Source organism: Pseudonocardia terrae (assembly GCF_021343995.1).
Taxonomy (GTDB): domain Bacteria; phylum Actinomycetota; class Actinomycetes; order Mycobacteriales; family Pseudonocardiaceae; genus Pseudonocardia; species Pseudonocardia terrae.
Window position 1 is genome coordinate 51,382 of sequence record NZ_JAJTTE010000034.1, and the last position, 22,374, is coordinate 73,755.

Sequence of the window (22,374 nt, forward strand, 5' to 3'; positions counted from 1 at the left end):
CTCAGCGCAGCTCGAACGCCGGGTACCCGGCGGCCGCCTCCTCGTCGCACTTCTGCCGGTACTGCCCGACGCCGCCGATGTAGGACAACAGCCGCCGGGGCTTGCCCGGGACGTTGGAGCCCAGGTACCAGGAGTGGGTCTTCGGTACGAGCGTCGCCGAGGCGATCTCCTCGTGGTGGGCCACCCACGCCTCCTCGCCGGCCTCGGTCGGCTCGATCACGGTCTTGCCCTGCTCACGCAGGACGCGGATGGTCGCGGTGATCCACTCGGTCTGCTGCTGCAGGCACGTGGTCATGTTGCACAGCGCCGCCGACGGGGCGAGCGGCACGGCCGTGGTCAGCATGTTCGGGTAACCGTGGACCATCAGCCCCATCGTGCTGCGGATGTCGCGGCCCCAGTCCTCGGTCAGCGACCGTCCGCCCCTACCGCGGATGTCGATGCGGGTCAGGGCGCCCGTGCCCGCGTCGAACCCGGTGGCCAGGACGATCACGTCGAGCTCGTGGACGGTGCCGTCGGCGAGCTCGATGCCGTCGGGCCGGATCCGGGCGATGGGGTTGTCCCGCACGCCCACCAGCTCGACGTTCTCGCGGTGGTACGCCTCGAGGTAGTTCGTCTCGAGCGGGACCCGGTGGGTGCCGAAGCCGTAGTCGGTGGGCACGAGGACGTCGATGAGACGCGGGTCCTTCAGCCGCGCGCGCATCTTGTCGCGCACGAACTCCGAGACCGCCTCGCTGACCTCCTCGACGAAGAACATCTCGCCGAAGCTCGCCAGCCACAGCTTGAGGGACCCGTCCTGGTAGATCTCCTCGAGCACCTCGCGGCGCTGCTCGGGCGTGCAGTCCGCCCAGACGTGCTCGAAGTCGTACTCGAACCCGGTGAACGTGTGCGGGATGGTCGAGCGCAGCTCCGCGAAGCGGCCCTTGTACCAGCGCTGCTCGGCCTCGCCGTACTTCGGGTTCTTCATCGGCAGCACGTACTGCGGGGTGCGGGCGAAGACCGTCAGGTGGCCGACCTCGCTCGCGATGGTCTGGATGACCTGGATCCCGGTGGCCCCGATCCCGACGACGCCGACCCGCCTGCCCGCGAGGTCGACGTCCTCCTTCGGCCAGCGGGACGTGTGGACGATCGGCCCGCGGAAGGTGTCCTGGCCCTCGAACAGGGCGTCCATCGGCGCGGAGAGCATCCCGCCGCAGGTGACGAAGAACTGCGTGTCGATCGTGTCGCCGCGGTCGGTGCGCACGGTCCAGCGGCCCCGGTCCTCGTCGTAGTGCGCGCTGACGATCCGGGTGCCGAACTCGATGTCCGCACGCAGGTCAAGCCGCTCGGTGACGTACCGCAGCCACTGCTCGACCTCGGGCTGGCCGGGGAACTTCTCGCTCCAGCTCCACTCCGTGTAGAGCTCCTCGGAGAACAGGTACTGGTAGATGTAGCCCTCGGAGTCGAACCGCGCCCCGGGGTAGCGGTTCCAGTACCAGGTCCCGCCCACGTCGTCCCCGGCCTCGTAGGCGCGGACCCGCAGTCCCTGCTCGCGGAGCTGGTGGAGCTGGTAGAGCCCGGCGACCCCGGCGCCCATCACGACGGCGTCGAGCTCCAGCGGGGGACGGTCGGTCGCGGTTGCGGTGTCGGGTGCGGACGTCATCGTCTCGACCTCTTCCTGTGTGTCCCGGGCGAACCCGCACATGGTGAGCGGTGTCCCGCCCGCCCGAGGTGTCCCAACAACGGACACGGTGCGAGGTCAGTCGGTGATTCCGTACTGGCGGATCTTGCGGTACACGGTCGAGCGGGCGATCCCGAGCGCGGCGGCGGCGGCCTTGCGGTTCCCGCCCGTCGCACGCAGCGCCGACACGATGGCGTCGCGCTCGATCTCGTCGACCGGGCGCAGCGCGCTGCGCGGTGTGCTCTGGCAGCGGGCGGGCAGGTCCGCCGCCTCGATCGCGCCCACCGGGCGTCGGGCCACGGCGGCGGCGAGGACCTCCCGGAGCTCGCGGACGTTGCCCGGCCACCGGTACCGGGTGAGCAGGCGGGTGGCCTCGGCCGAGAGCCGGACCTCGCGGTGCGGTGCGAGCTGGTCGAGGATCTCCCTGGCCAGCGCGGGAAGGTCCGCCGTGCGGTGGCGCAGCGGCGGCACGGTGACGCAGCCGCGGAAGACCGCCAGGAGCGAGCGGTGCACGGAGGGGGCCGAGCCGTCCGCTGCTGTGGCTGTCGTGGCGGTCGCGGCGGTCGCGGCGGTCGCGGCGAGGAGGGCCGGTGCACCGCCGTGCTCGGCGAGGGCGGCCACCAGCCGTTCCGCGGCCCGCGGCGAGAGGCGGTCGACGTCGCACAGCACGGTGAGGGTCCCCTCCCCGGGCTCCGCGACGGCGGCGGCGACCTGCTGGGGATCGGCCTCGACCGTCGGGGCGGCGACCCGGGCGATCCGGCCTCCCGGGTTCCGGTGCAGGTGCTGCTCGCTCAGCAGGGCGACCCGGCCGGAGCCGGGTTCGCCGAGCACGAGCACCGGATTGCCGGCGTCGAGCTCGGCGCGCGCGGCGGCGGCCGCCGCGCACCACCCGGGCGACGACGAGGCGCCCCGGGGCCGGGCCACCGCCGGGGCGGCGGGATGGTCGGCGGGGTGGGCGTCGACCTCGTCCAGCAGCGTGACGACGCCGATCATGCCCGCGACGTCGTCGCCCACCGCGACGGTCGAGCCCCGCAGCCGCACCCGCGCGCCGGAGGGCAGGTCGATCCGCTGGTCGACGGAGTCGTGCCGGCCCGCGAGGAAGCGCAGGTGGTCGTGGAGGGCCTCCTGGTCCCCGGCCGCGAGCAGGGTCTGCAGCGACGTGTTGGCCACGACCACCCGGGGGCCGACGGCGAGCACCGCGCCGCGGGTGCGGGCGTCGACCCGCGAGTAGACGTCGAAGAGCGCCTGCTGGGCCTGGTCGCGGTCCCGGACGAGGTTGTGCTCGATGCGCCGGGCCGCGTCGCGTACCAGCGAGTGCATGAGCGGCGTCGAGTGGTCGGCGAGGCAGCTGATGTCGAGGACGCCCTCGATGCGTCCGGTGAAGGGGTCCCGGACCGGGGCGCCGGCGCAGGCGAAGGCCTGCAGCGTGCCGACGAAGTGCTCGGCGCCGACGATGTGCACGGACTCGCCGAACTCCAGCACCGTGCCCACGCCGTTGGTGCCGACCGCCCCCTCGGCGTAGCCGAAGCCCTGCGCGAAGTAGACCCGGTCGAGGATCCGCCCGAGCCAGCGGCTGCTGTCCCGGCGGGCCAGGATCCGGGCCCGGTCGTCGGTGAGCGCGACGCACATCGGGACGCCGGCGATCTGCTCCGCGAGCTGGTCGATCACCGGGGCGGCGCAGCGGACCAGGCGGGACCCCAGGTCGAGCTCGGTGAAGTACTGGGTCTCCACGCTGTCCGGCGGCACCCCGCCGGCGACGCTGCGCCGCCAGGAGGCCGCCACGTGGTCGGGCACCCCCTCCCGCTCCGGGGCGCCACCGCCTTCCAGCAGGTCGGCGCGGGCGCTCGCGAGCAGCAGGCGGCGGTCCGGTGCGTCGGTCATCGTCAGGAGCACCTCCTTGTGGCCCCACTCACATCCTGCGGCACGGGTCAAGCTCGTGGCGTGTCCCAAGAAGGGACACGACGGTCGGCGGGACACCCCGGAGAGTGGGGCGACACGGTCCCTCGACGAGGAGCTGGACATGATCGACAACCCGTTCTACTCGCCCGAGTTCCACGGCGACTACGACCTGATCTCCGTCGGCCGGCTCGACCTGGAGGAGGGCGGCAGCATCCCCGACTGCCGGCTGGCCGTCGCCACCTTCGGCGAGCTGAACGAGGCCCGGGACAATGCGATCCTGGTGACGACCTGGTACTCCGGCAGCCACCAGATCTGGCGCGACGTCTACATCGGTCCCGACCACGCGTTGAACCCCGAGCGGTACTTCATCGTGGTGGTCGACCAGATCGGCTCCGGCCTGTCGACCTCGCCGCACAACGCCGACGGCGAGAACGCCGGGATCGCCATGTCGGCGTTCCCGCACGTCCGGATCGGCGACGACGTGGTCGCCCAGGAGCGGCTGCTGCGCGAGCACTTCGGCATCGAGACGCTGCACGCCGTCGTCGGCGGGTCCATGGGCGCCCAGCAGACGTACGAGTGGGCCGTCCGCTTCCCGGACAAGGTGAAGCGGGCCGCGGCGATCGCGGGCACCGCGCAGAACACCCCGCACGACTTCCTGTTCACCAAGGCCCTCAACGAGGCGATCACCTCCGATCCCGGCTTCGCCGACGGCGAGTACACCTCGAACACCGAGGTCGAGGCCGGGCTGAAGCGGCACGCGGGGATCTGGGCGGTGATGGGGCTGTCCACGGAGTTCTGGAAGCAGGAGGTGTGGCGGGCCCTGGAGTTCGAGTCCAAGGAGGCCTTCCTCGAGGGCTTCCTGGAGCCCTACTTCACCGTCATGGACCCCAACGACCTGTTGTGCATGGCCTGGAAGTGGCAGCGCGGCGACGTCGCCCGGCACACCGGCGGGGACCTCGACGCCGCGTTGGGCCGCATCACCGCCCGCACGTTCGTCATGCCCATCAGCGAGGACATGTTCTTCCCGGTCCGGGACTGCCGGGCCGAGCAGGAGAAGATCAAGAGCTCCGAGCTGCGCGTGGTCGACGACATCCTCGGCCACCTCGGCCTGTTCGGTGTGGCGCCCACCTACATGCCCCAGATCGACCAGCACCTCGGCGAGCTCCTGGCCGGCCCGGCCTGACCGCCCTCCCCGGAAGGACACCCATGAGCAGCACCATGCGCGGCCTCGCGTTCCTCGGCGAGGGCCGGATCGGGCTCGTCGAGCGCGGCATCCCGACCGCCGGCCCCGGCGAGGCCGTCGTCCGGAGCACCGCCTCGCTGATCTGCACCTCCGACGTCCACACCGTGGCCGGGGTCCTCCCCGTGCCCGAGGGGCGGCTCCTCGGGCACGAGAGCGTCGGCGTCGTCCACGAGATCGGCGACGGCGTCACCTCGGTCCAGGTCGGGGACCGGGTCGCGGTCAACGCCGTCACCCCCGACGGCACCTGCGACTACTGCCAGCGCGGGCTGAGCTCGCAGTGCGGCGGCCCGCTCGGCGGCTACCGCTTCACCGTGCAGAAGGACGGCAACCTCGCCGAGTACTTCCACGTCAACGACGCCGACTACAACCTCGCCCCGATCCCGGACGCGCTCGCCGACGAGGTCGCCGTCTACGCCTGCGACATGCTGTCGACCCCACCCCGATGACCACCCACCGGTTCTCCGTCGGCGACGCCGAGGAGGCCTTCGCGGTGATGCGGGAGAAGCGGGACGGGGTGATCAAGCCGCTGATCACCTACTGAGCCGCTGATCACCTACTGAGTGCGGGGCGTCCCGAGCTCGGCGAAGGTGTCGGCCACCCAGTCGGCGATGTAGGTGCTGACGTGGGGCAGGTGGTCGAGGCCGATGTGCTCGGTCGCGCCCTCCTCCGGGGTGAAGACGCGCAGCTCCCGCTTGGGGGAGTTCACCGCCTTGTCGTAGGAGCGGTGGGCGTACTCGAGCGGGATCTGCCGGTCGTTGGCGCCGTGCGCGATCAGGAACGGCACGGTGATCTTCTCGACGACGCCGTCGAGGTGCACGTCGTCGGCGAAGGCGATGAAGGTGTCGAGGTCGTCGTGTCCCCACACCCACAGCACGTGCTCCCAGTAGTGCGGCACGGGACGCTCGCCCTCGCCCTCGCCCTCGCCCTCGCCCTCGCCCTCGCGCTCGAGGCGGCGGCGCTGCACGGCGCCCCAGTCGTGGTTGGCACCCCAGGCCACGCAGAGCGCGAACCGCTTCTCGAACGCCGCGGCGCGCGGTGCGTAGTAGCCGCCCAGCGACCAGTCGACGATCCCGATCCGCGAGGCGTCGACGTCGTCGCGCTGCTCGAGCCAGTCGACGGCGGCGCCCGCCCAGGCCTCGGTGTCGATGCGGGCGGTGAGGCCCTGCAGGCGCAGGGCCTCGCCGGTGCCGGGCTGGTCGAGCATGAGGCAGGAGACGCCGCGGGCGGCCAACTCCTCCCAGTGGGCCGAGCCGTACATGTGCTCCTTGGTGGAGTCCAGGCCGTTGACCAGCACGACCACCGGGGCGGGGCCGTCGTCGGTGGCGGGCGCGGCGCTGAAGTAGGCGGGCAGCGTGGTGGCCTCGTACGGAATCGCCACCCGGCTGATCCGCGGGTCCCGCAGGTCGAACGACTTCTGCGCCAGCTCCAGCACCCGGCGGTAGGTCGGGACCCGGTTCGGGTCGGAGTGGCCCAGCATGCGCTCGGCCTGGCACAGGTAGTTGGTGGCGCGGAAGTACAGCCCTGGGTCGTCACCTACCACGGCCCGACGGCGTCGACGCCGGCCCTGCGGCAGATGCGCATGCTCGGCATCGAACCCGACGTCCAGGTCGTCACCGAGAACTTCCTGACCGTGCCCGGCCTGGTCGCCGGCTCCGACCGGGTCGCGCTGCTGCAGCGCCGGCTCGTCGACCGGATCCCCGTGGAGCTCGGGGTCCGCGCGCTGCCCTGCCCCGTGGACGTCGCCCCGCTCGTCGAGGCGATCTGGTGGCACCCCCTGTACGACGACGACCCGGAACACCGGTACCTGCGCGACCTCCTGACCCGGGTGGCGGGCCGGGTGTAGTCCCGGGTGGGGTGGTGCCGATGACGCTCGCGCTCTGGCAGCCCGCGCGGCCCGCTGGCGGGTCCGGGCACCGGGCACCGGGCGCCGCTGCGTCACGCGGGACTGAGCCCGGCTCCCCGTCACGGACGGCGCCCGGCCGGTCCGCCGGAGTCAACTGGAAGGTCGGCTGGAAGGTCCGACCGTGGTCCGCCACGTCCTCCCCCTGCCACCGTGTCCGGCGGTGACAGGGGGAGGTCATGTACCTGAGGGTCCAGCTTCTCCGCGCCGCCGACGGGCGACTGGGGGGCACCGTGACGACAGACTCCGGCCGGGAACTGCCGTTCTCCGGCACGCTCGACCTGCTGCGGATCCTCGAGGACCTCGAGGACCTCGAGCCGCCGGGCCCGCCCCGCGACGGGCCGGCGCCCCGGCGGCCCCGGTGACCGCGCCGGAAGCGGCATCCGCGTCGACCGGGGCGTCGTCGTCGGACACCGCCTCGGCCGCGCGGATCGCGGCGATCAGCGGGATCGTCTTCGCGGTCCTGTTCGTGGTGGCGCTGCTCCTGGTGCACCGGGCCCCGACGCTCGCCGACCCCGACTCGGCGTACGCGGGCTTCTACGCGAACGGCGGCGACCAGCTCTTCGTCGCCGTCGGGATCTATCTCGTGCCGCTCGCGGGCATCGCCTTCCTCTGGCACATGACCGCGATCCGCGCCGTCCTGGACACGCTGACCCCGACGCCGTCGGCGATGGCGCACGGGCTGAACCTGCTGGCCGGGGCCATCTTCGTGACGCTGCTGTTCGCCGGGACGGCCGCCGCCGGTGCGGTGGCGTTCGGCGTCTACTTCGGCCACTCGCCCGCCGAGGACCCGCAGACGGCGCGGGCGCTCACCGGCGTCGGATACGGCCTGGTGTTCATCTTCGCGGTCCGTGGGGCCGGGATGTTCGCGCTCACCACCACGACCCTGCTGCGCAACGCCAAGGTGTTGCCACTGGTACCGGCCGTGGTCGCGTACCTGCTCGCCGCCTTCCTGCTGCTCGCGGTGACCAACAAGCCCGTGGCCGTCCTCGTCTTCCCCGCGTGGGTCGTGCTGATCTCGATCTTCCTGCTGCGCCACGCGCACCGCGCGGCCGCGCACGCGCCGGAGCCCGACACCGGGCCTCAGGAACCCGCGCCCGACGCCGCCCCGGCCCTCGACACCACCAGCCCGAGCCTCAGGAGTGACCAGCCATGACCGCCTCCGTCACGCCCGTCACCTCGAAGACCGTCGACGACATCCCCGGGCCCAAGGGCGTGCCGTTCCTCGGCAACATGTTCGAGATCCGCCAGGCCACGATGATCCAGGACCTGATGAAGCTCGTGCGCGAGTGGGGGCCGATGCTCAGGCTCAACACCCCCAACGGGCCGCTCTACGTCGCCTCCGGCCTGGAGATGGTGAACGACCTGTGCGACGACAGCCGGTTCGACAAGCTCGTCGGGCTGAGCCAGCGGGAGTTGCGCAAGACGCACGAGAGCGCCGGGCTGTTCACCGCGGACACCGACGACCCACTGTGGAAGTCCGCGCACGACATCCTGCTGCCCAGCTTCAGCACCTGGGCGATGAAGGGCTACCTCGACCCGATGATCGACATCGCCGAGCAGCTGTGCCTCAAGTGGGAGCGGCTGAACACCGACGAGCCGATCGACGTCACCGCCGACATGACGCGGCTGACCCTCGACACCATCGCGCTCTGCGGGTTCAGCTACCGGTTCAACTCGTTCTACCGCGAGGGCCAGCACCCGTTCGTCGCGGCGATGATGGGGGCGCTGCACGAGACCCAGGCCCGGCAGCGCCTGCTCCCGGTGGCGATCAAGGTGCGCCGCGGGGCCCAGCGACAGCTCGAGGCCGACAGCAGGTTCATGGACGACACGGTGGGGAAGATCCTCGCGGAGCGGAAGGCGTCCGGGGACCCCGGGAACGACCTGCTGGGGCACATGCTCGTCGGCACGGACAAGCAGGGGAACAAGCTGCCCGACCACAACATCGTCGCCCAGTGCCAGACCTTCCTGGTCGCCGGCCACGAGACGACCAGCGGGCTGCTGTCGTTCGCCATCTCCTACCTGCTCAAGCACCCCGAGGTCGTCGCGCGGGCGTACGAGGAGGTCGACCGTGTGCTGGGCACCGACCCGTCGGTGCCGCCCACCGTGGCGCAGGTCCAGCAGCTGGGCTACGTCCGGCAGATCCTCGACGAGACGCTGCGGCTCTGGCCGACCGCGCCGGCGTTCACCCGCCAGACCCGCCGGGCGACCACCGTGGGCGGGTGGGGGCCCTTCGAGCCCGGACAGGCGGTCATCGCCCTGACGCCGATGCTGCACCGGCTGACCGAGGTGTGGGGGCCGGACGCGGAGGAGTTCAACCCGGACCACGTCGCGCCCGAGCGTCTCGACGGCCTGCCCCCCAACGCCTTCCGGCCCTTCGGTTCCGGCCAGCGGGCCTGCATCGGGCGCCAGTTCGCGCTGCAGGAGGCGACCCTGGTGCTCGGCATGGTCCTGCAGCGCTTCGAGCTGATCGACCACGCGAACTACCAGCTGAAGATCAAGGAGTCGCTGACCCTCAAGCCCGAGGGCCTGACGATCACCATCCGCCCGCGCAGCGGCCGGACCTGGGGCGCGTCGTCGCGGCAGGCGGAGGTCGTCTCGATCCCGCGGTCCCCGGCCCTCGCCGTCGCGCCGGCCGACCGGCACGGCACCCCGCTGCTGGTGCTGTTCGGCTCCAATCTGGGGGCCTCGGAGGATCTCGCCTCGCGGATCGCCCGGGACGCGACGGACCGGGGCTACACGGCGCGCACCGCGGGGCTGGACGACGCGGTCGGGGAGCTGCCCACGGACGGCGCGGTCGTGGTCGTCACCTCGTCGTACAACGGACAGCCCCCGGACAACGCGGGGAAGTTCTGCACGTGGGCCGACGACGCCGCCACCTCGGCGGCCGGGGTGCGCTACACGGTCTTCGGCTGCGGCAACCGCGACTGGGCCGCGACCTACCAGGCGGTGCCGACGCGGGTCGACGCCGCGCTCGAGGCCCGCGGCGCGACGCGCGTCTACCCGCGCGGCGAGGGCGATGCGCGCGGCGACTTCGACGGGCAGTTCGAGGCCTGGTACGCGGGGCTGTGGGACGCCCTCGGGTCGGCGCTCGGGCTGGAGGCCGGGGCGACGACGGCGGCCGGCGGCGGCCCGCGGCTGGCCGTGGAGCTGGAGCAGCGCCGCACCGCGAGCCCGATCCTGCAGTCCTACCGCGGGCAGGCCGCGACCGTCCGCGTCAACCGCGAGCTCACCGCCCGGGCGGGCACCCCGGGCGGGCGCTCGGTGCGGCACCTGGAGATCGCGCTGCCCACGGGCACGACCTACGCCGCGGGCGACCACCTCGGGGTGCTGCCGCGCAACGACATGGCGGTCGTCAACCGGGTGATCGCGCGCTTCGGCCTCGACGGCGGCCAGTACGCGACGCTCACCGCCAGCGGGGCGAGCCCGACCCACCTGCCGATCGGCGAGCCCTACCCGCTGCTCGGCATCCTGGCGGGCTGCGTGGAGCTGCAGGACGTCGCGAGCCGGGCCGGCCTGGCGGCGATGGCGGCGCACATGCCGGAGGGGCCCTACCGCGACGAGCTGGCCGGGCTGGCCGGGACCGACGACGAGGCGAAGGCCCGCTACCGGGAGAAGATCGCAGCGCCGCGCCGCACGCTGCTCGACCTGCTCGAGGAGCACCCGGAGTGCGACCTCCCGTTCGCGGAGTACCTCGACCTCCTGCCGCCGCTGCGCCCGCGCTACTACTCCATCTCGTCGTCGCCGACGATGAGCTCCGCCGCCTCGGTGACCGTCGGCGTGCTCGAGGGCCCGGCGCGCAGCGGGGACGGCTCGACCTTCCGCGGGGTCTGCTCCGGGCACCTGAGCGCGGTGCCCGAGGGCGGCACCGTGTTCACCTTCGTCCGGCAGCCGACCATCGCCTTCCGGCCACCGGAGAACCCGCACGTACCGATGATCATGGTGGGCGCCGGCACCGGGATGGCCCCGTTCCGCGGGTTCCTCCAGGAGCGGGAGTCGTTGCGGGCCCGCGGCGTGCCGATCGCCCGGTCGCTGCTGTTCCTCGGCTGCCGGGACCCCGAGGACGACCTGCTCTACGCCGACGAGCTCAAGGGCTACGAGGCCGACGGTGTCGCGACGCTGATCCGGGCGTGCTCACGGGTGAAGGGCTACCCGCACCGCTACGTCCAGCACGCCCTCGAGGCGTCGGCCGACCAGGTGTGGGAGGCCCTGCAGGACGAGGCCGTCGTGCTCGTGTGCGGCAACGCCTCGACCATGGCCCCCGGCGTGCGCGCCGCGCTGGTCTCGGTGTTCCGCGCCAAGACCGGGACCGGGGCGTCCGACGGCGAGGCCTGGCTCGCGGGCCTGCGGACGAGCAACCGCTACCTCGAGGACATCTGGGGCGAGACCGCGGTGGTGTAGCGCGCGGACGCCCGCCCCTCAGGAGCGGCGGGGCGGGAGCGGGCGCCTGCCGCGAGGCCGGAGGGGTGGGCATCGGGCAGGCGCCTGGTTCGACCGCCGCGGGTACACGGGCACTCTCCGGTGCACGAGCCGACGGGCGGGCACGCCCGCGGTCCTGGCGTGCCCGGAACCGCGAGGTCCGCCGGACCCTAACCTGCGGAGCGGGGTGATCCAACCCCGCCCTCGACGTCGAGGTCGAAAAGACGACAGATGGGTCAGGGCGGGCTGACCCGCCGGCCCCAGTTCGTTCCGCCGCGCAACTGAGCTCGGTGGATCTCATGTTGACCAACCTGAACAGTTGCACAGATGATGCACCCGGCCGCGCCGGAGCCGGGGTGGCCCGGACGAGGGGCGAGGTGACGACCGGATGCCACGACGGCGGGCGGCGCGGCTGGTGGCCGCGGTGGCCGGGGCGATCCTGCTGGCCGCGGGGTGCAGCGGACAGGGTGGCGGAGGGGGCGAGGCCGGGGCGGACGGCGAGCTCACCGTGGCGCTGCAGTTCCCGCCGCGTGCCGCGTACGCCTTCGACGCCGACGACGGGGCCCGGCTCCAGAGCCTCGGCGTGGCCGAGACCCTGACGACGGTCGACGACGCGGTGCAGCCCGCGCCGGGCCTGGCGACCTCGTGGGAGCAGACCGCGGACCCGCGGACCTGGCGGTTCGTGCTGCGCCACGGCGTGACCTTCCACGACGGCAGCCCGCTGACCCCGGACGCCGTGGTCACGGCGTTGCGCTACATCGCGGGCGTCACGGCGCCCCCGCGCTCGATCCGCGGGATCGGGTTCACGATCGCCGCGGACGGCGCGGATGCCGTGCGGATCACGACGGCGGCGCCGGACCCGGTCGTGCCGCTGCGGATGAGCAGCGGGAACCTCGGGATCCTCGCGCCCGCGGCCTACACCGGCGGGCAGCCGGACGTGGTCCGGACGGGCACCGGCCCGTACGTGCTGAACACGGTGAACGGCACCGACTCCGCGGTCCTGGTGCGCAACGACGGCTACTGGGGCCCGAAGGCCGGCGCCGCACGCGTGACCGTGCGGTACGTGACCGACCCGCAGAGCCGGGCGCTGGCCCTGCAGTCCGGCGACGTCCAGTTCGCCGAGGGCCTGCCGAACGCGTCGCTGGACCAGCTGCGCTCGGCCGGCGTCGACGTGGCCGAGTATCCGGCCGCACGGACGATCGAGCTGCTGCTCAACCAGTCCGCAGCGCCCTTCTCGGACCTGCGGGTGCGGCAGGCGGTGACGAAGGCGATCGACCGACCGGTGCTGGCCGCGCAGGTGCTCGGCGGTGCGGCGGCGCCCGCGGCGGACCTGTTCGGGGCGGCGGTGCCGTGGGGCGGGACCGCCCCGCCGCCGGGAGCGGACGTCGACGGCGCGAAGGCCCTGCTCGCCGAGGCCGGGTACGGCCCGGATCGGCCGCTGCAGGTGCGGCTGTGGACCTTCCCGAACCGCCCGGAGATGCCCGTCCTGGCCGGTGCGATCCAGTCGATGCTGGGCCGGGCCGGGATCGGCGTCGAGGTGACCGTCGGGGACTACTCCGCGCAGGAGCCCGACGTGCTCGCCGGGCGCTTCGACATGTTCCTCAACTCGCGCAGCTACCTGTCGGACTACCCGGACGCGACCAGCACGCTGACCTCCGACTACACCTGCGCAGGCAGCTACAACATCGATCACTACTGCTCCGCGGCCTACGACGCGCTGACCGCCCGGTTGCCGACCGTGACCGACACCGCAGAGCGGCAGCGCCTCTTCGCCGAGGCGGCACGCGTGCTGACCGCCGACGCCGTCGGGGTGATGGTGGTGCACCCGCTGAACACCGCGGGCTCGCGCGGGGCGAGCGGCTTCGTGGCCGACCCGCTCGGGGTGCGCCCGGTGCTGCCCCCGTTGTCGCGCACCGACACCTGAGTGCTCGGCCCGCTGCTGCGGCGGCTGCTGCCGCTCCCGCTGATCCTGCTGGCGGCCTCGGTCGTGGCGTTCGCGCTGCCCCGGCTCGTCGGCGGCGACGTCACGCGGGCGGTGCTCCGCGCCCGGGTCGCCTCCGACGCGCCGGACCCCGCGGTGACGGCCCGGGTCGCCGCGGAGCTCGGGCTCGACGGCCCGGTGGCGGGGCAGTACCTGCGGTGGCTCGGCGCCGTGCTGCGTGGGGACCTCGGCATCGGCTACGTCGCCCGCACGCCCGTCGCCGACCAGCTCGGGTCGGCGCTCGGGGTGTCCGGGCTGCTCACCGGGGCCGCCCTCGCGCTCGCCGCGCTGGTGGGCATCCCGGCCGGGGTGCTCGCCGCCCGACGCCCCGGCGGCCCGCTCGACCGGGCCCTGTCCGCCGCCGGCATCGCCGGGATCGCCGTGCCCGAGTTCGTCCTCGCGCCGTGGCTGGTCCTGGTGTTCGCGGTCGGCGCCGGGCTGTTCCCGGCCATCGGCTGGGGCGGGCCGGAGCACCTGGTACTCCCGGTGCTCACCCTGGCCGCCTACCCGGCCGCCCTGGCGGCGCAGCTGGTGCGGGCCGAGACGATCGACGTCCTCGGCCGCGACCACGTCCGACTCGCCCGGGCGAAGGGGCTGCCGGAGCGGCGGGTGCTCTGGCGGCACGCCGCCCGGCTCGCGCTGACCTCGGTGACCTCACTGTCCGGGATGTTCGTGGCCGGGCTGCTCGGCGGGGCGGTGGTGGTGGAGACCGTGTTCGGGATCCCCGGGGTGGGCCGGCTGCTGCTCGACGCCGTCCTGGCCCGGGACCTGCCCGTGCTGCAGGCCGGCACGCTCGTCCTCGTCGCCGTCGCGGTGGTCGCCGGGATGGTGGCCGAGGTCGCGCAGCTCGCGCTCGACCCGGTCGCCCACGACCGCGAGGCGGACCGGTGAGGCGGCTCGCCGGTGGGGCCGGGATCCTGCTGCTCCTGGTCGTCGTCCTGCCGATGCTGCTGCCCGACCCGGTGGCCACGGACTTCGCGGCGATCCTCCGCCCGCCGTCGGCCGCGCACCCGTCGGGGACCGACCAGCTCGGCCGTGACGTGGCCGCCCGGCTGCTGGTCGGGGCCCGGCTCACGCTGGGGCTGTCGGCGGTGACGGTCCTGGTCACCGGCGTCGTCGGGACCGCCGTCGGGCTGGCGTCCGGATACGCGGGCGGGCCCGTCGGGCGGGCGGTGCTGCGCCTGACCGACCTGCTCGCCGCGCTCCCGACGGTCCTGTTCGGGCTGCTCGCCGCGGTCGTCCTCGGACCCGGGACCGTGGCCCTGCTGATCGCCGTGACCCTCGTCGGCTGGACCCCGTTCGCGCGGCAGGCCCACCAGCTCACGGTGCGGGAGCTCGGGCAGGGCTACGTCGAGGGCGCCGGCGCCCTCGGGGCCGCGCGGGCCCGGGTGCTCGGCGGGCACGTCCTGCGCAACATCGCCCGCCCGCTCGTCGCGCACGCCTGCGTGCGGTTCGCCGGGACGCTGCTCACGGTGTCCGGCCTGTCGTTCCTCGGGCTCGGCATCCAGCCGCCCTCCCCGGAGTGGGGTGCGATGGTCGCCGAGGGCCGGGAGTTCCTGTTCGCCGCACCGCACGTCGTCCTGGCCCCGTCGGTGGCCGTCGTCCTCGTCGCGGCATTGGCGCTTCTCGCCGGGCGTGCGCTCGGGGACTCCGTGGCGGGACGCCGTTCTCCCGGGCCCAGACCCGTCGTCGTGTCGCGTTTTCGTCGCCGTCGTCAGAATGAGGGAGGGAATTGACGCGGCGGTGACGGGCCGTTCCTCGCCGTCGCGAATGGGCCGGCTTCACCGGCGGCCCGTACGTGGCCCGCTCGGGCGACTGGTGAGAGGTGTTCGAGCTGATCACCCGCCGGGCGATGCGGGTCGCCGACCGGCTCCGCCCGAGCTCAGGGGTCGCGGCGACCACCGCGCCCCGTCGACCCGACGCCCGTCGCCGGACTGCCCCATTGCCTCGCCCTCCTGCCTGCCGCCGTCGCGAGGCTGCGGTGGAAACGGCGGCCGCTGATCGCACCGGCGGTTACGGTCGGGTGGTGACGCAGCTCCCCGATCCCGCGCGGGCGCGGTCCTTCGGCCCGAGCGCGGAGGCCTACGCGGCCCACCGGCCGGGCTACCCGGGCCCGGCGGTCGACTGGGCCCTCGGCACCGTGCGGGGCCGGGTGCTCGACCTGGCCGCCGGGATCGGGAAACTGACGGCGAGCCTCGTCGGCCGGGTCCGCGAGGTGGTCGGCGTGGAGCCCGATCCCGCGATGCTCGCCCGGCTCCGCGCAGAGCTGCCCGACGTCGAGGCCCACGAGGGGGCCGCCGAGCAGATCCCGCTCCCGGACGCCTCGGTCGACGCCGTTCTGGTCGGGCAGGCCATCCACTGGTTCGACCCCGGGCGTGCGTTCCCCGAGATCGCGCGCGTGCTGCGGCCGGGCGGGGTGCTCGCCGGGCGCTGATCAGCTCGCGGGAGGACCGCGAGGCCGCCTTCGACCGACTGCGCCGCTACCTCGCCGCGCGGCCGGAGATCACGGACGCCGGCTTCGCGCTGCCCATGGTCACCCGGGTGCTGCGGACGGTCCGACGCTGAGGTCGGCCAGACCCGGCGTGGATCTCGCTCAGGTGCTCCCTCGGTCGTCGTGCGGGGTGCCGGTACGGCTGGGTGCGTCGAAGCCGGGAGGGAGAACACCGGGTTCGTCGACGACGGCGGTGAGGACACTGCTGGTCGCCGTGATGGTGCCGGCCGGGAGTGGTCCCGCGTAGCCGGTGACGACGTCGCGCTCGCCGGCATAGTGGCCGGAGTCGACGTCGATCAGCAGGTCGCGGTCCCGCTCTGCACCGTCGTGGCGCAGGGCCAGGCGGGTGCGGCCGTCGACGTCGACGGTCCGGTCGACCGGCTCCACCTCCTCGAGCCGGAGGAGCGCCTCGTAGATAACCCCCGCAGCTCGGCGGGGTGTCGCGCTCGGACCCGGCCGACGGCGATCGCGGTAGGGCCAGTCCTGCGGGCCGCCAGGTAGACCTCCGCGTCGAACAGCAGCGCATGACGGCGCGCCTTCCAGGTCATTGGTGAGACCTGCCCGTGGGCGCTCACCCCACCGGCTGGAGGAGCGGTGGTGGTCGGCGGCGGGGCGTTCTGCTGAGGTCGATCCAGGACGGTGGGATGAACTCCGGCAGGCCGTCGAGGATGCGGGCTTCCCAGTGCGAGTGGTGGATGAGCCGGTGGTGCACCGCGCAGAGCATGACGAGGTTGTGCAGCGCGGTGGGGCCGCCGTGTTGCCATTCGTGGACGTGGTGGATTTTCGCACCAGGAGGGTGGGCGGTCGCAGCCGGGGAAGGCGCAGCCGCCGTCGCGGGTGGTGACGGCGCGGCGGAGTCCGTCGGGGACGGTGCGGGAGATCCGGCCGACGTCGAGGGGCACCCCGCGGCCGTCGAGCACGACCGGGATGACGGCGGCGTCGCAGGCCAGTTGGCGCAGGGTGGGGGCGGTGAGTTGGCCGCCGAATTCCAGGGAGGCGGACGCGGCGCGGCGCTCCAGGTCTTCCAGGCGCACGGTGACGGTGAGCTGGGGGCGCCGCCCGCCGGTCTCGGGGAGCCGGCCGCGGGAGAGGACTTGGGCGCACACTTCGGCGAGGGCTTCGGCGTGTCGTTCGGCGGCGGTGCGGGGGTCGTCGGGGTCGCGGGGTGCGGCGCCGGCGTCGATGGCGGCGGCGATGGCGTCGAACAGGGCGGCGTCGTCGTAGCGGCCGGCGAGTTTGCCGCCGGGGCGGGTGCGGAAGCGGGAGAGGCGTAGTTCGTTGAGCTGCACCGGTGGGGAGTCGTCGGGTTCGGGCCCGTCCTGATCGAGGAGCTCGATCAGTTGGGTGCCCCAGGTGTGCAGCTCGGAAGGTGTGTAGTTGGCGGCGTTGGCGGCGAGTTGGACTTCGGCGCCGGCCCAGGTTTCTGCCGGTAGTCGGCGGGCGGGGCCGCTGTCGAGGAGGCGGGCGATGACTTCGACGTGGCGTAGCCCGGCCTCGCCGGCGGCGAACACGGTGGCGGTGGCCGGGAGCCGGGCGGGCAGGACGCTGCCGTCGAGCCCGATCTGTGCGCACACGTTCTCGGCGGCGATCACCCGCCGGCGGGCTTGGAAGCGTTCCCACCCGAGCAGGTCGGACAGCGCCCCGGTGGGGGAGCGGTAGCCACGCTCGGCGAACACACCCCGCCGTTGCAGATCGGCGGTCGCCTCGACCACGGCGCGGTCCAGCGCCCGGCGGGCCTCTTCGAAGGCACGCAGCCCATCGACGACCGCGTCGGCCGCGGCGGTGGGTCCGGCGGCGTCGACCAGTTGCGCGATGGCCTGCTGGAGGCGTTCGCGCGCGGTGCCGACCGCCCCTGCGTCCATGCCCTGATCCTAGTCGAACACCAGTTCGAAATGCAGCACATCGTCGCAGTTCAGATGCCATTCGGCGCGCCCTTCGTGGACCGGTACGGCGCTGCCCTCAGAGGTCGGACCACTCGTCGCGTCTCACTCACCGCTCCCCACGAAGCGGGTAGGCGACACCTGAGTGGCCTCACATCGGGATGCGATACCGGGTGCTGGCCGACGATTGCCGGCTCGTCGCCCGCGCCACCGTCGACGACGACCAGCTGGCCGCGCTGCTGGTCTGGGGCGACCGCCTGCGTCCGATCTTCGCCGGAGGGCCTGCGTTGGTCGGACGGGTCAACGAGCTCCTGGCGGAGGCTGCGGCCCGACCGTTCCTCTCCACCCACGACGGGCAGGCCCCGCACCTGCACTACGCGGACGACCAGGCCGACGTCGTGGTGCGGGTTCGTGCGGTGACCATCGCCGGACTCGCGGCGATCGTGGCCGAAGCCACGGAGGAGCGCCTCGACGCCTGTGCCGCGCCCGACTGCCGGCGGGTGTTCATCGACGTCTCCAGGGGAGGCCGCCGGACCTACTGCACCAGGACCTGCGGCCCCCCGGATCAACGTGCGGGTCCACCGCGGCCGCGCCACGACGCACTGACCATCGCGTTCCCGCCCGCTGATTCTCGTGCCGGGAGCCAGGGCTGCTTCGTGATCACCGCCAGTACGTACCTCTCCGTATTGGAGCGCGGGCAGGGCAGGCCCACCCTGTCCGGTGCGCCTCGGCCGGCCGACCGGGGCACGGACGCACGAGGAGGTGCACCAGCAATGTTGGGTGATCGACTGGGCGAGTCCGCCGGCAGGATCACGGGCGTCCGCGTCCTCCCCACGGAGGGCGAGCAGGTCTGGATCGAGGTGTCCTTCCAGGGCAGCGGGAACCTGCTGGGACAGGAGATCGCGGACACCGGAACCTACCGGCAGACGATCCGGCCCGGCGGGGTCCTCTACGGGGAGGGCCACGTGCTGATGATGTCGCCGGCCGGTGATCTCGTCGACTGGGTCGGCGGTGGTGTGGGCCGGCCGACGGGGCCTGGGTACAAGGCGAGCTACGGCGTCTTCGGCACCGCGCAGACGAAGTCGGAGAAGCTCGGCCGCCTCGGCGAGGTCGCGAACGTGATCGAGTACGAGGTCGAGGAGGATGGGAGCTACCGCTGGACCATGTGGGAGTGGATCGGCGGCGACATGAGCGAGTCGCAGGCCGCTGCGGCGCGGTAGCCGGCAGAACGCGGGGGCCGGGCGCCTGCGTCCCGGCCTCCGCCACTCGTCGTCGAGGCTTGATCGTCGACCCCCGCCCTCAGCCGCGCCGCACGACGGCACCACCCGACGACCTACCCGAAGAGCGGGAAGACCAAGGCTCAGCAGGGTGGCCTCATCCCGGCGGGCCGGGGCGGGCGATCACCGGCGTGTCCGGGGCGGACGATCACCCCCTCACGGCGGCAGTAGGACCGACCGCAGGGGACGGCGGGGCGTGGGCTCCAGCGGCGGCGCGCCAGGCGCGGGGAAGCCCAGCCGGATCACGAGCTGCGGGTGCTCCGCGAGACCCAGCGCGGCGCGCAGGCCCTCCCGGGCGTCCGGCATCTCGACGGCCTGGCTGAGGGGGTCCGTGGCCAGCCCGCCGCGCGTGGCGGTGAGCAGCACGGCGCTGGTGGCCTCCCCGGCCGCCAGCCGCGCCGCGGTGTCGTCGTCCGGCGTCGCCAGCACGAGCAGCACGCCGCCGTCGGGCCCGAGTCCGTGGCCGGGGGACAGGGTGCCCGACGGGAAACGCTGCAGGCCCGGCTCGTCCCACTGGCCGGTCCGGACCGGCACGGCGGCGGGTGGCACACCGTCGCCGGCGTCGGCGTAGCGGCGGGTCCACATCAACAGCTCGGCGAGGTAGCCGGGCTCGTGGCGCTGCTCCCGAGCGGCCTGCCCGAGGACATCGTTCATCTTCGTCAGGACCGCAGGATCGGTCACCGGGACCGCGACCGCGCCGAGTTGGGCGGCGCGCTGGACCAGCGCCGCCAGGTGCGCCGCGGGGACGGGCTCCGGCGAGTACCTCCGCCGGTCGCTGTGCCGGCGCGCGAGCTGGCCGAACAGCGCGGCCGCGGACGGGTCCGGCTGCCCGTCCGTGAGCCGGACCGTGGCCAGGTGCGTGGAGTCCTCCGGATCGGGCAGCCGGTCGACGTCGACGGCGCCGCCGAACCCCGCCACGGCCACGCACAGGTGGTGGAGGGCGGCGCCGCAGCTGATCACCAGGTCCCGGCGGTCCGGGTCCGTGCCCGGCAGGTGTCGCGCGGCGTCGCTGTGCAGCTCGACCTCGCGCGGGCGCAGCCGCCAGCGCCACGGCTGGGTGTTGTGCACCGACGGCGCCCGGAGCGCGAGCTGGACGGACCGCTCGAGCATGCCGGCGGCGAGATCCGTGGACATGTCAGGAGACGACGCGCCCGAGCCGGCGTCCGGAGAAGTCGAGGGCGACCCCGTCGGACCGGCTGGTACCGATGCGGACATGGGCGAAGTCGAGCACCTTCCCGTCCTGGTCCACGGTGCCGATGCGGACGCCGCTGTCGTCGACGACGGTCGCGGTGCTGGCGCTGGTGGGCATGGTCGCTCCTGGGGTCGTGGTGCCGGGCCCGGCCGACGGTCGTCCGGCGCCGCGGTGGGCACCAGGGCCGAACGGAGAGCTCCCGGCGGCCCTCCGACCCAGGGGACGCGGGTCGTCCTAGGAGTCGGACGAGCCTTTCGGCTCCGGGACGGCGACGAGGCGTCGAGCGTCCGCACGGCCCGCTCCAGGGCGTCGCGCGCCTCCGCGGCCTCGGTCGGGTTGCGGGCGGCGTGGAGCACTGTGGTGTTCGTCCTCGCCGTCAGGGCGCCGCGGCGTCGGTGGGCCGGTCGCCGGTGACCCGGGCCGGGTGGACGGCCGTGAAGCGGACCGCGACGACGATCGCCACGATCGGGACGACCCAGTTCAGCAGCAGGTCGAGCAGGTATGCGCTGTCGGTCCCGTCGGCGTGCACATCGAGGGCGCTGACCACGACGGCGGCCACACCCATCACCACCAGCGCGACGCCGCAGACCGTCGAGATTGTCCGGGTGATCTCCAGGAACGTCGGCGACCCCCAGTACTCGCGCGGCGTGCTCTGCCGGGCGTACTCCGCCGTGAACGGCGAGAACGGTGCGGTGACCAGGATCGTCAGTCCGAGCACGACCCCGACCAGGGGCCGTCCCCAGTCGAACAGCCAGCGGTCGACGTCCGGGCCGCCGACGAAGCCGACCACCGCGACCCGAACAGGACGAACGAGTACAGGGTGAGCCGGGTCGGGGCGTGTCGGCGGCGTCCGTGGACCAGTGCGATCACCGTCATCGCCACTGCGAGCAGGGCGCTCCAGGCGACCCCGTCCGCGGCGAGCCGGGTGGAGACGAAGGAGAAGGCGATCCAGGGCACGAAGCCGGCGACGATCGAGAGAAGGGTGAGGGGGCTCCGGCCGCGCCGGGTGCCGGCGGCGTGCTCGGTCATCGTGAGGTCCTCCTGTGCGTGTGGGGCACCGAGGCTCGCAACGGCCGCTCCAGAACCACGCCAACGCCGGGCCCGGGAGTTGGAGCGGTGTTCACGGGTGCACCTGGAGCAGGAGATCGGGGCCGATCGCGTAGTGGCCCGTGAAGGGCGCACCCTGCGCCACCAGCAGCGTCAGGGCGAGCGCCATGGCCGTGGCGAGGAGCGCCAGGGCGGTCGCGGCCCGGCGCAGCCGGTCGGCCTGCACGCACGCCATGGCGGCGAGGGTCGTCACCGCGACCAGGTACAACGCCGTCAGCCGCAGGGGGTCGATGGCGGAGGTGCTCAGCGCCAGGCGGGTGCGGCGGCCTCGAGCGCCCGGTCGATCGAGGTCTCGAGGCGATCCTGGGCCACGCGCTGGCCGTCGCTCTGGATCGGGACTCCCAGGACGACGCCCCGGATCTGGACGAGGAGCGCGGGAGCGAGGGTCAACGTGCCCTGCCCGTCGGCCATCCGCGGCCACTCGCCGGCGACGTACTCGTCGATCTGGTCGCGCAGCAGCTGCCGGATCTGCGGCTGTTGGGCCGGGAACGCGCTGCTCAGCAGGTCGACGTCGCGCAGGGCGCTCGCCTCCTGGCCGACGGCGGTCGCGGCCTGGGCACGGTCGGACCAGACGTCGGCCACGAGGAACCCGACCAGAAGACCGAATATCAGCCCCAGCGGCGACAGCAGCCCGGGGCTCAGCGGGCCGAGCGCCGCTGCGTGGCCGGACCGGCGCACCAGGTACAGCACGACCAGGACGACCGCCGCGGCGAGGTACACCGCGAAGAAGATCACCGCGGTCAGCAGCGCGAGGGAGGTGTCGGCCAGCCACGTGATCACACCGCCCTGCTCGCAGCTGATCACGCCGGGATTACGTCGACACCCCCGGCGCCGGACGGGACGGGTTCCCTCACCACCGTGGGACCACGCGGCTCTGCATCGTGATCGTCGCACCCGGACCGGCCGTCACGTCGTCCACCAGCTCGCGGAGCGTCGACACGTCCGGGCCGGCCGTCGCGCCCCCGCCGGCGACAAGGATCTGCAGCCACCGGGCAGTTGCGGTCGCGACCTGGGTCGTCTCGATCCGCAGCTCGGCGAGGAGGACCGCGGGGACGTCCCGGCAGCGCTGCAGCGCGTCGACGGCCTCGGCCACGGCCTTCAGGACGAGCGCGGTCTGGGCGCGGGGCCAGGCGAGGGTGCGCAGCCACTCCCGCAGCAGGGTGCCGATCTGGTCGGCCGACGGCGGGCCCGCGCCCTTCGGCGTGGACAACCGCCACTCCGCGGCGTTGGCGGTCACGGTGAACCCGCCGGTCTCGGGAGGAAGCCCGGCGGTGACCTGTCCCTGCGTCGGCGCACTGCTCTGTTCCAGCATCGGTCCCGCCTTCAGT

The 22,374-nt window shown here is 73.7% G+C and carries 23 protein-coding genes; 11 read left to right on the top strand and 12 right to left on the bottom strand.

Going from position 1 to position 22,374, the window contains the following annotated elements; genetic code table 11:
* Nucleotide 1: 1 nt before the first annotated feature.
* Together LWC33_RS22005 and LWC33_RS22010 are read right to left on the bottom strand one after the other, a co-directional pair.
* On the bottom strand, nt 2–1,639 hold the full coding sequence (locus LWC33_RS22005) for a flavin-containing monooxygenase (RefSeq protein WP_233306322.1): 1,638 nt from the start codon (nt 1,637–1,639) through the stop codon (nt 2–4).
* Nucleotides 1,640–1,735: 96 nt separating this feature from the next.
* A complete protein-coding gene (locus LWC33_RS22010; protein WP_233306323.1) occupies nt 1,736–3,538 on the bottom strand; it encodes a sigma-54-dependent Fis family transcriptional regulator in 1,803 nt (600 codons plus the stop codon).
* Nucleotides 3,539–3,677: 139 nt separating this feature from the next.
* Here LWC33_RS22010 and LWC33_RS22015 point away from each other — a divergent pair, with 139 nt between their 5' ends.
* The gene (locus LWC33_RS22015) at nt 3,678–4,739 is read left to right on the top strand and encodes an alpha/beta fold hydrolase (RefSeq protein ID WP_233306324.1); all 1,062 of its coding nucleotides are present in this window, start codon (nt 3,678–3,680) and stop codon (nt 4,737–4,739) included.
* A gap of 23 nt (nt 4,740–4,762) precedes the next feature.
* Entirely contained in the window at nt 4,763–5,245 is a 483-nt protein-coding gene (locus LWC33_RS22020) for an alcohol dehydrogenase catalytic domain-containing protein (protein ID WP_233306325.1), read from the top strand.
* Between the two features lie 107 nt (nt 5,246–5,352).
* Here LWC33_RS22020 and LWC33_RS22025 read toward each other — a convergent pair whose 3' ends face one another.
* Nucleotides 5,353–6,339: an alpha/beta hydrolase family protein gene (locus LWC33_RS22025; protein WP_233306326.1), complete on the bottom strand. Its 987-nt coding sequence runs from the start codon at nt 6,337–6,339 to the stop codon at nt 5,353–5,355.
* A 39-nt stretch (nt 6,340–6,378) separates the two neighbouring features.
* Between LWC33_RS22025 and LWC33_RS22030 the strand changes: the two genes are divergently transcribed.
* The 8 genes from LWC33_RS22030 to LWC33_RS22060 all read left to right on the top strand — a co-directional run bounded on the left by LWC33_RS22030 (nt 6,379) and on the right by LWC33_RS22060 (nt 15,533).
* On the top strand, nt 6,379–6,642 hold the full coding sequence (locus LWC33_RS22030; RefSeq protein ID WP_233306327.1) for a type 2 periplasmic-binding domain-containing protein: 264 nt from the start codon (nt 6,379–6,381) through the stop codon (nt 6,640–6,642).
* Between the two features lie 290 nt (nt 6,643–6,932).
* Entirely contained in the window at nt 6,933–7,064 is a 132-nt protein-coding gene (locus tag LWC33_RS35350) for a hypothetical protein (RefSeq protein ID WP_255692472.1), read from the top strand.
* A complete protein-coding gene (locus LWC33_RS22035) occupies nt 7,061–7,855 on the top strand; it encodes a hypothetical protein (RefSeq protein ID WP_233306328.1) in 795 nt (264 codons plus the stop codon). Before LWC33_RS35350 ends, LWC33_RS22035 begins: the two co-directional genes overlap by 4 nt.
* Entirely contained in the window at nt 7,852–11,100 is a 3,249-nt protein-coding gene (locus tag LWC33_RS22040; protein WP_233306329.1) for a bifunctional cytochrome P450/NADPH--P450 reductase, read from the top strand. The genes LWC33_RS22035 and LWC33_RS22040 overlap by 4 nt, the downstream gene beginning before the upstream one ends.
* A gap of 406 nt (nt 11,101–11,506) precedes the next feature.
* Nucleotides 11,507–13,042 carry an ABC transporter substrate-binding protein gene (locus LWC33_RS22045; RefSeq protein ID WP_233306330.1) on the top strand — a complete coding sequence of 512 codons (1,536 nt, stop codon included), beginning with the start codon at nt 11,507–11,509 and terminating at the stop codon, nt 13,040–13,042.
* The gene (locus tag LWC33_RS22050; protein ID WP_233306331.1) at nt 13,043–13,990 is read left to right on the top strand and encodes an ABC transporter permease; all 948 of its coding nucleotides are present in this window, start codon (nt 13,043–13,045) and stop codon (nt 13,988–13,990) included.
* Entirely contained in the window at nt 13,987–14,835 is an 849-nt protein-coding gene (locus tag LWC33_RS22055; RefSeq protein ID WP_233306332.1) for an ABC transporter permease, read from the top strand. The genes LWC33_RS22050 and LWC33_RS22055 overlap by 4 nt, the downstream gene beginning before the upstream one ends.
* A 290-nt stretch (nt 14,836–15,125) precedes the next feature.
* A complete protein-coding gene (locus LWC33_RS22060; RefSeq protein WP_308190984.1) occupies nt 15,126–15,533 on the top strand; it encodes a class I SAM-dependent methyltransferase in 408 nt (135 codons plus the stop codon).
* Between the two features lie 159 nt (nt 15,534–15,692).
* Here LWC33_RS22060 and LWC33_RS22065 read toward each other — a convergent pair whose 3' ends face one another.
* Nucleotides 15,693–15,977: a hypothetical protein gene (locus LWC33_RS22065; RefSeq protein ID WP_233306333.1), complete on the bottom strand. Its 285-nt coding sequence runs from the start codon at nt 15,975–15,977 to the stop codon at nt 15,693–15,695.
* Entirely contained in the window at nt 15,887–17,452 is a 1,566-nt protein-coding gene (locus LWC33_RS22070; protein ID WP_233306334.1) for a DUF222 domain-containing protein, read from the bottom strand. Before LWC33_RS22070 ends, LWC33_RS22065 begins: the two co-directional genes overlap by 91 nt.
* Before the next feature lie 191 nt (nt 17,453–17,643).
* On the opposite strand from LWC33_RS22070, the gene LWC33_RS22075 reads away from it, so the two are divergent.
* Nucleotides 17,644–18,690 (top strand): CGNR zinc finger domain-containing protein, encoded by a 1,047-nt coding sequence (locus tag LWC33_RS22075; protein ID WP_233306335.1) that lies wholly within the window; start codon nt 17,644–17,646, stop codon nt 18,688–18,690.
* Between the two features lie 213 nt (nt 18,691–18,903).
* Here the strand turns inward: LWC33_RS22075 and LWC33_RS22080 are convergent, their stop codons facing one another.
* The 7 genes from LWC33_RS22080 to LWC33_RS22110 all read right to left on the bottom strand — a co-directional run bounded on the left by LWC33_RS22080 (nt 18,904) and on the right by LWC33_RS22110 (nt 22,358).
* A complete protein-coding gene (locus LWC33_RS22080) occupies nt 18,904–19,881 on the bottom strand; it encodes an Acg family FMN-binding oxidoreductase (protein WP_233306336.1) in 978 nt (325 codons plus the stop codon).
* 1 nt (nt 19,882) lies between these two features.
* On the bottom strand, nt 19,883–20,056 hold the full coding sequence (locus tag LWC33_RS22085) for an RNA-binding protein (RefSeq protein WP_233306337.1): 174 nt from the start codon (nt 20,054–20,056) through the stop codon (nt 19,883–19,885).
* Between the two features lie 259 nt (nt 20,057–20,315).
* Nucleotides 20,316–20,657 carry a hypothetical protein gene (locus LWC33_RS22090; RefSeq protein WP_233306338.1) on the bottom strand — a complete coding sequence of 114 codons (342 nt, stop codon included), beginning with the start codon at nt 20,655–20,657 and terminating at the stop codon, nt 20,316–20,318.
* The gene (locus tag LWC33_RS22095) at nt 20,645–20,968 is read right to left on the bottom strand and encodes a hypothetical protein (protein ID WP_233306339.1); all 324 of its coding nucleotides are present in this window, start codon (nt 20,966–20,968) and stop codon (nt 20,645–20,647) included. The genes LWC33_RS22090 and LWC33_RS22095 overlap by 13 nt, the downstream gene beginning before the upstream one ends.
* Before the next feature lie 91 nt (nt 20,969–21,059).
* Complete coding sequence (locus tag LWC33_RS22100) at nt 21,060–21,239, bottom strand: hypothetical protein (RefSeq protein ID WP_233306340.1); 180 nt, start codon at nt 21,237–21,239, stop codon at nt 21,060–21,062.
* A 50-nt stretch (nt 21,240–21,289) separates the two neighbouring features.
* On the bottom strand, nt 21,290–21,850 hold the full coding sequence (locus LWC33_RS22105) for a bestrophin-like domain (protein WP_233306341.1): 561 nt from the start codon (nt 21,848–21,850) through the stop codon (nt 21,290–21,292).
* 46 nt (nt 21,851–21,896) lie between these two features.
* A complete protein-coding gene (locus LWC33_RS22110; protein ID WP_233306342.1) occupies nt 21,897–22,358 on the bottom strand; it encodes a hypothetical protein in 462 nt (153 codons plus the stop codon).
* Between the last annotated feature and the right edge of the window lie 16 nt (nt 22,359–22,374).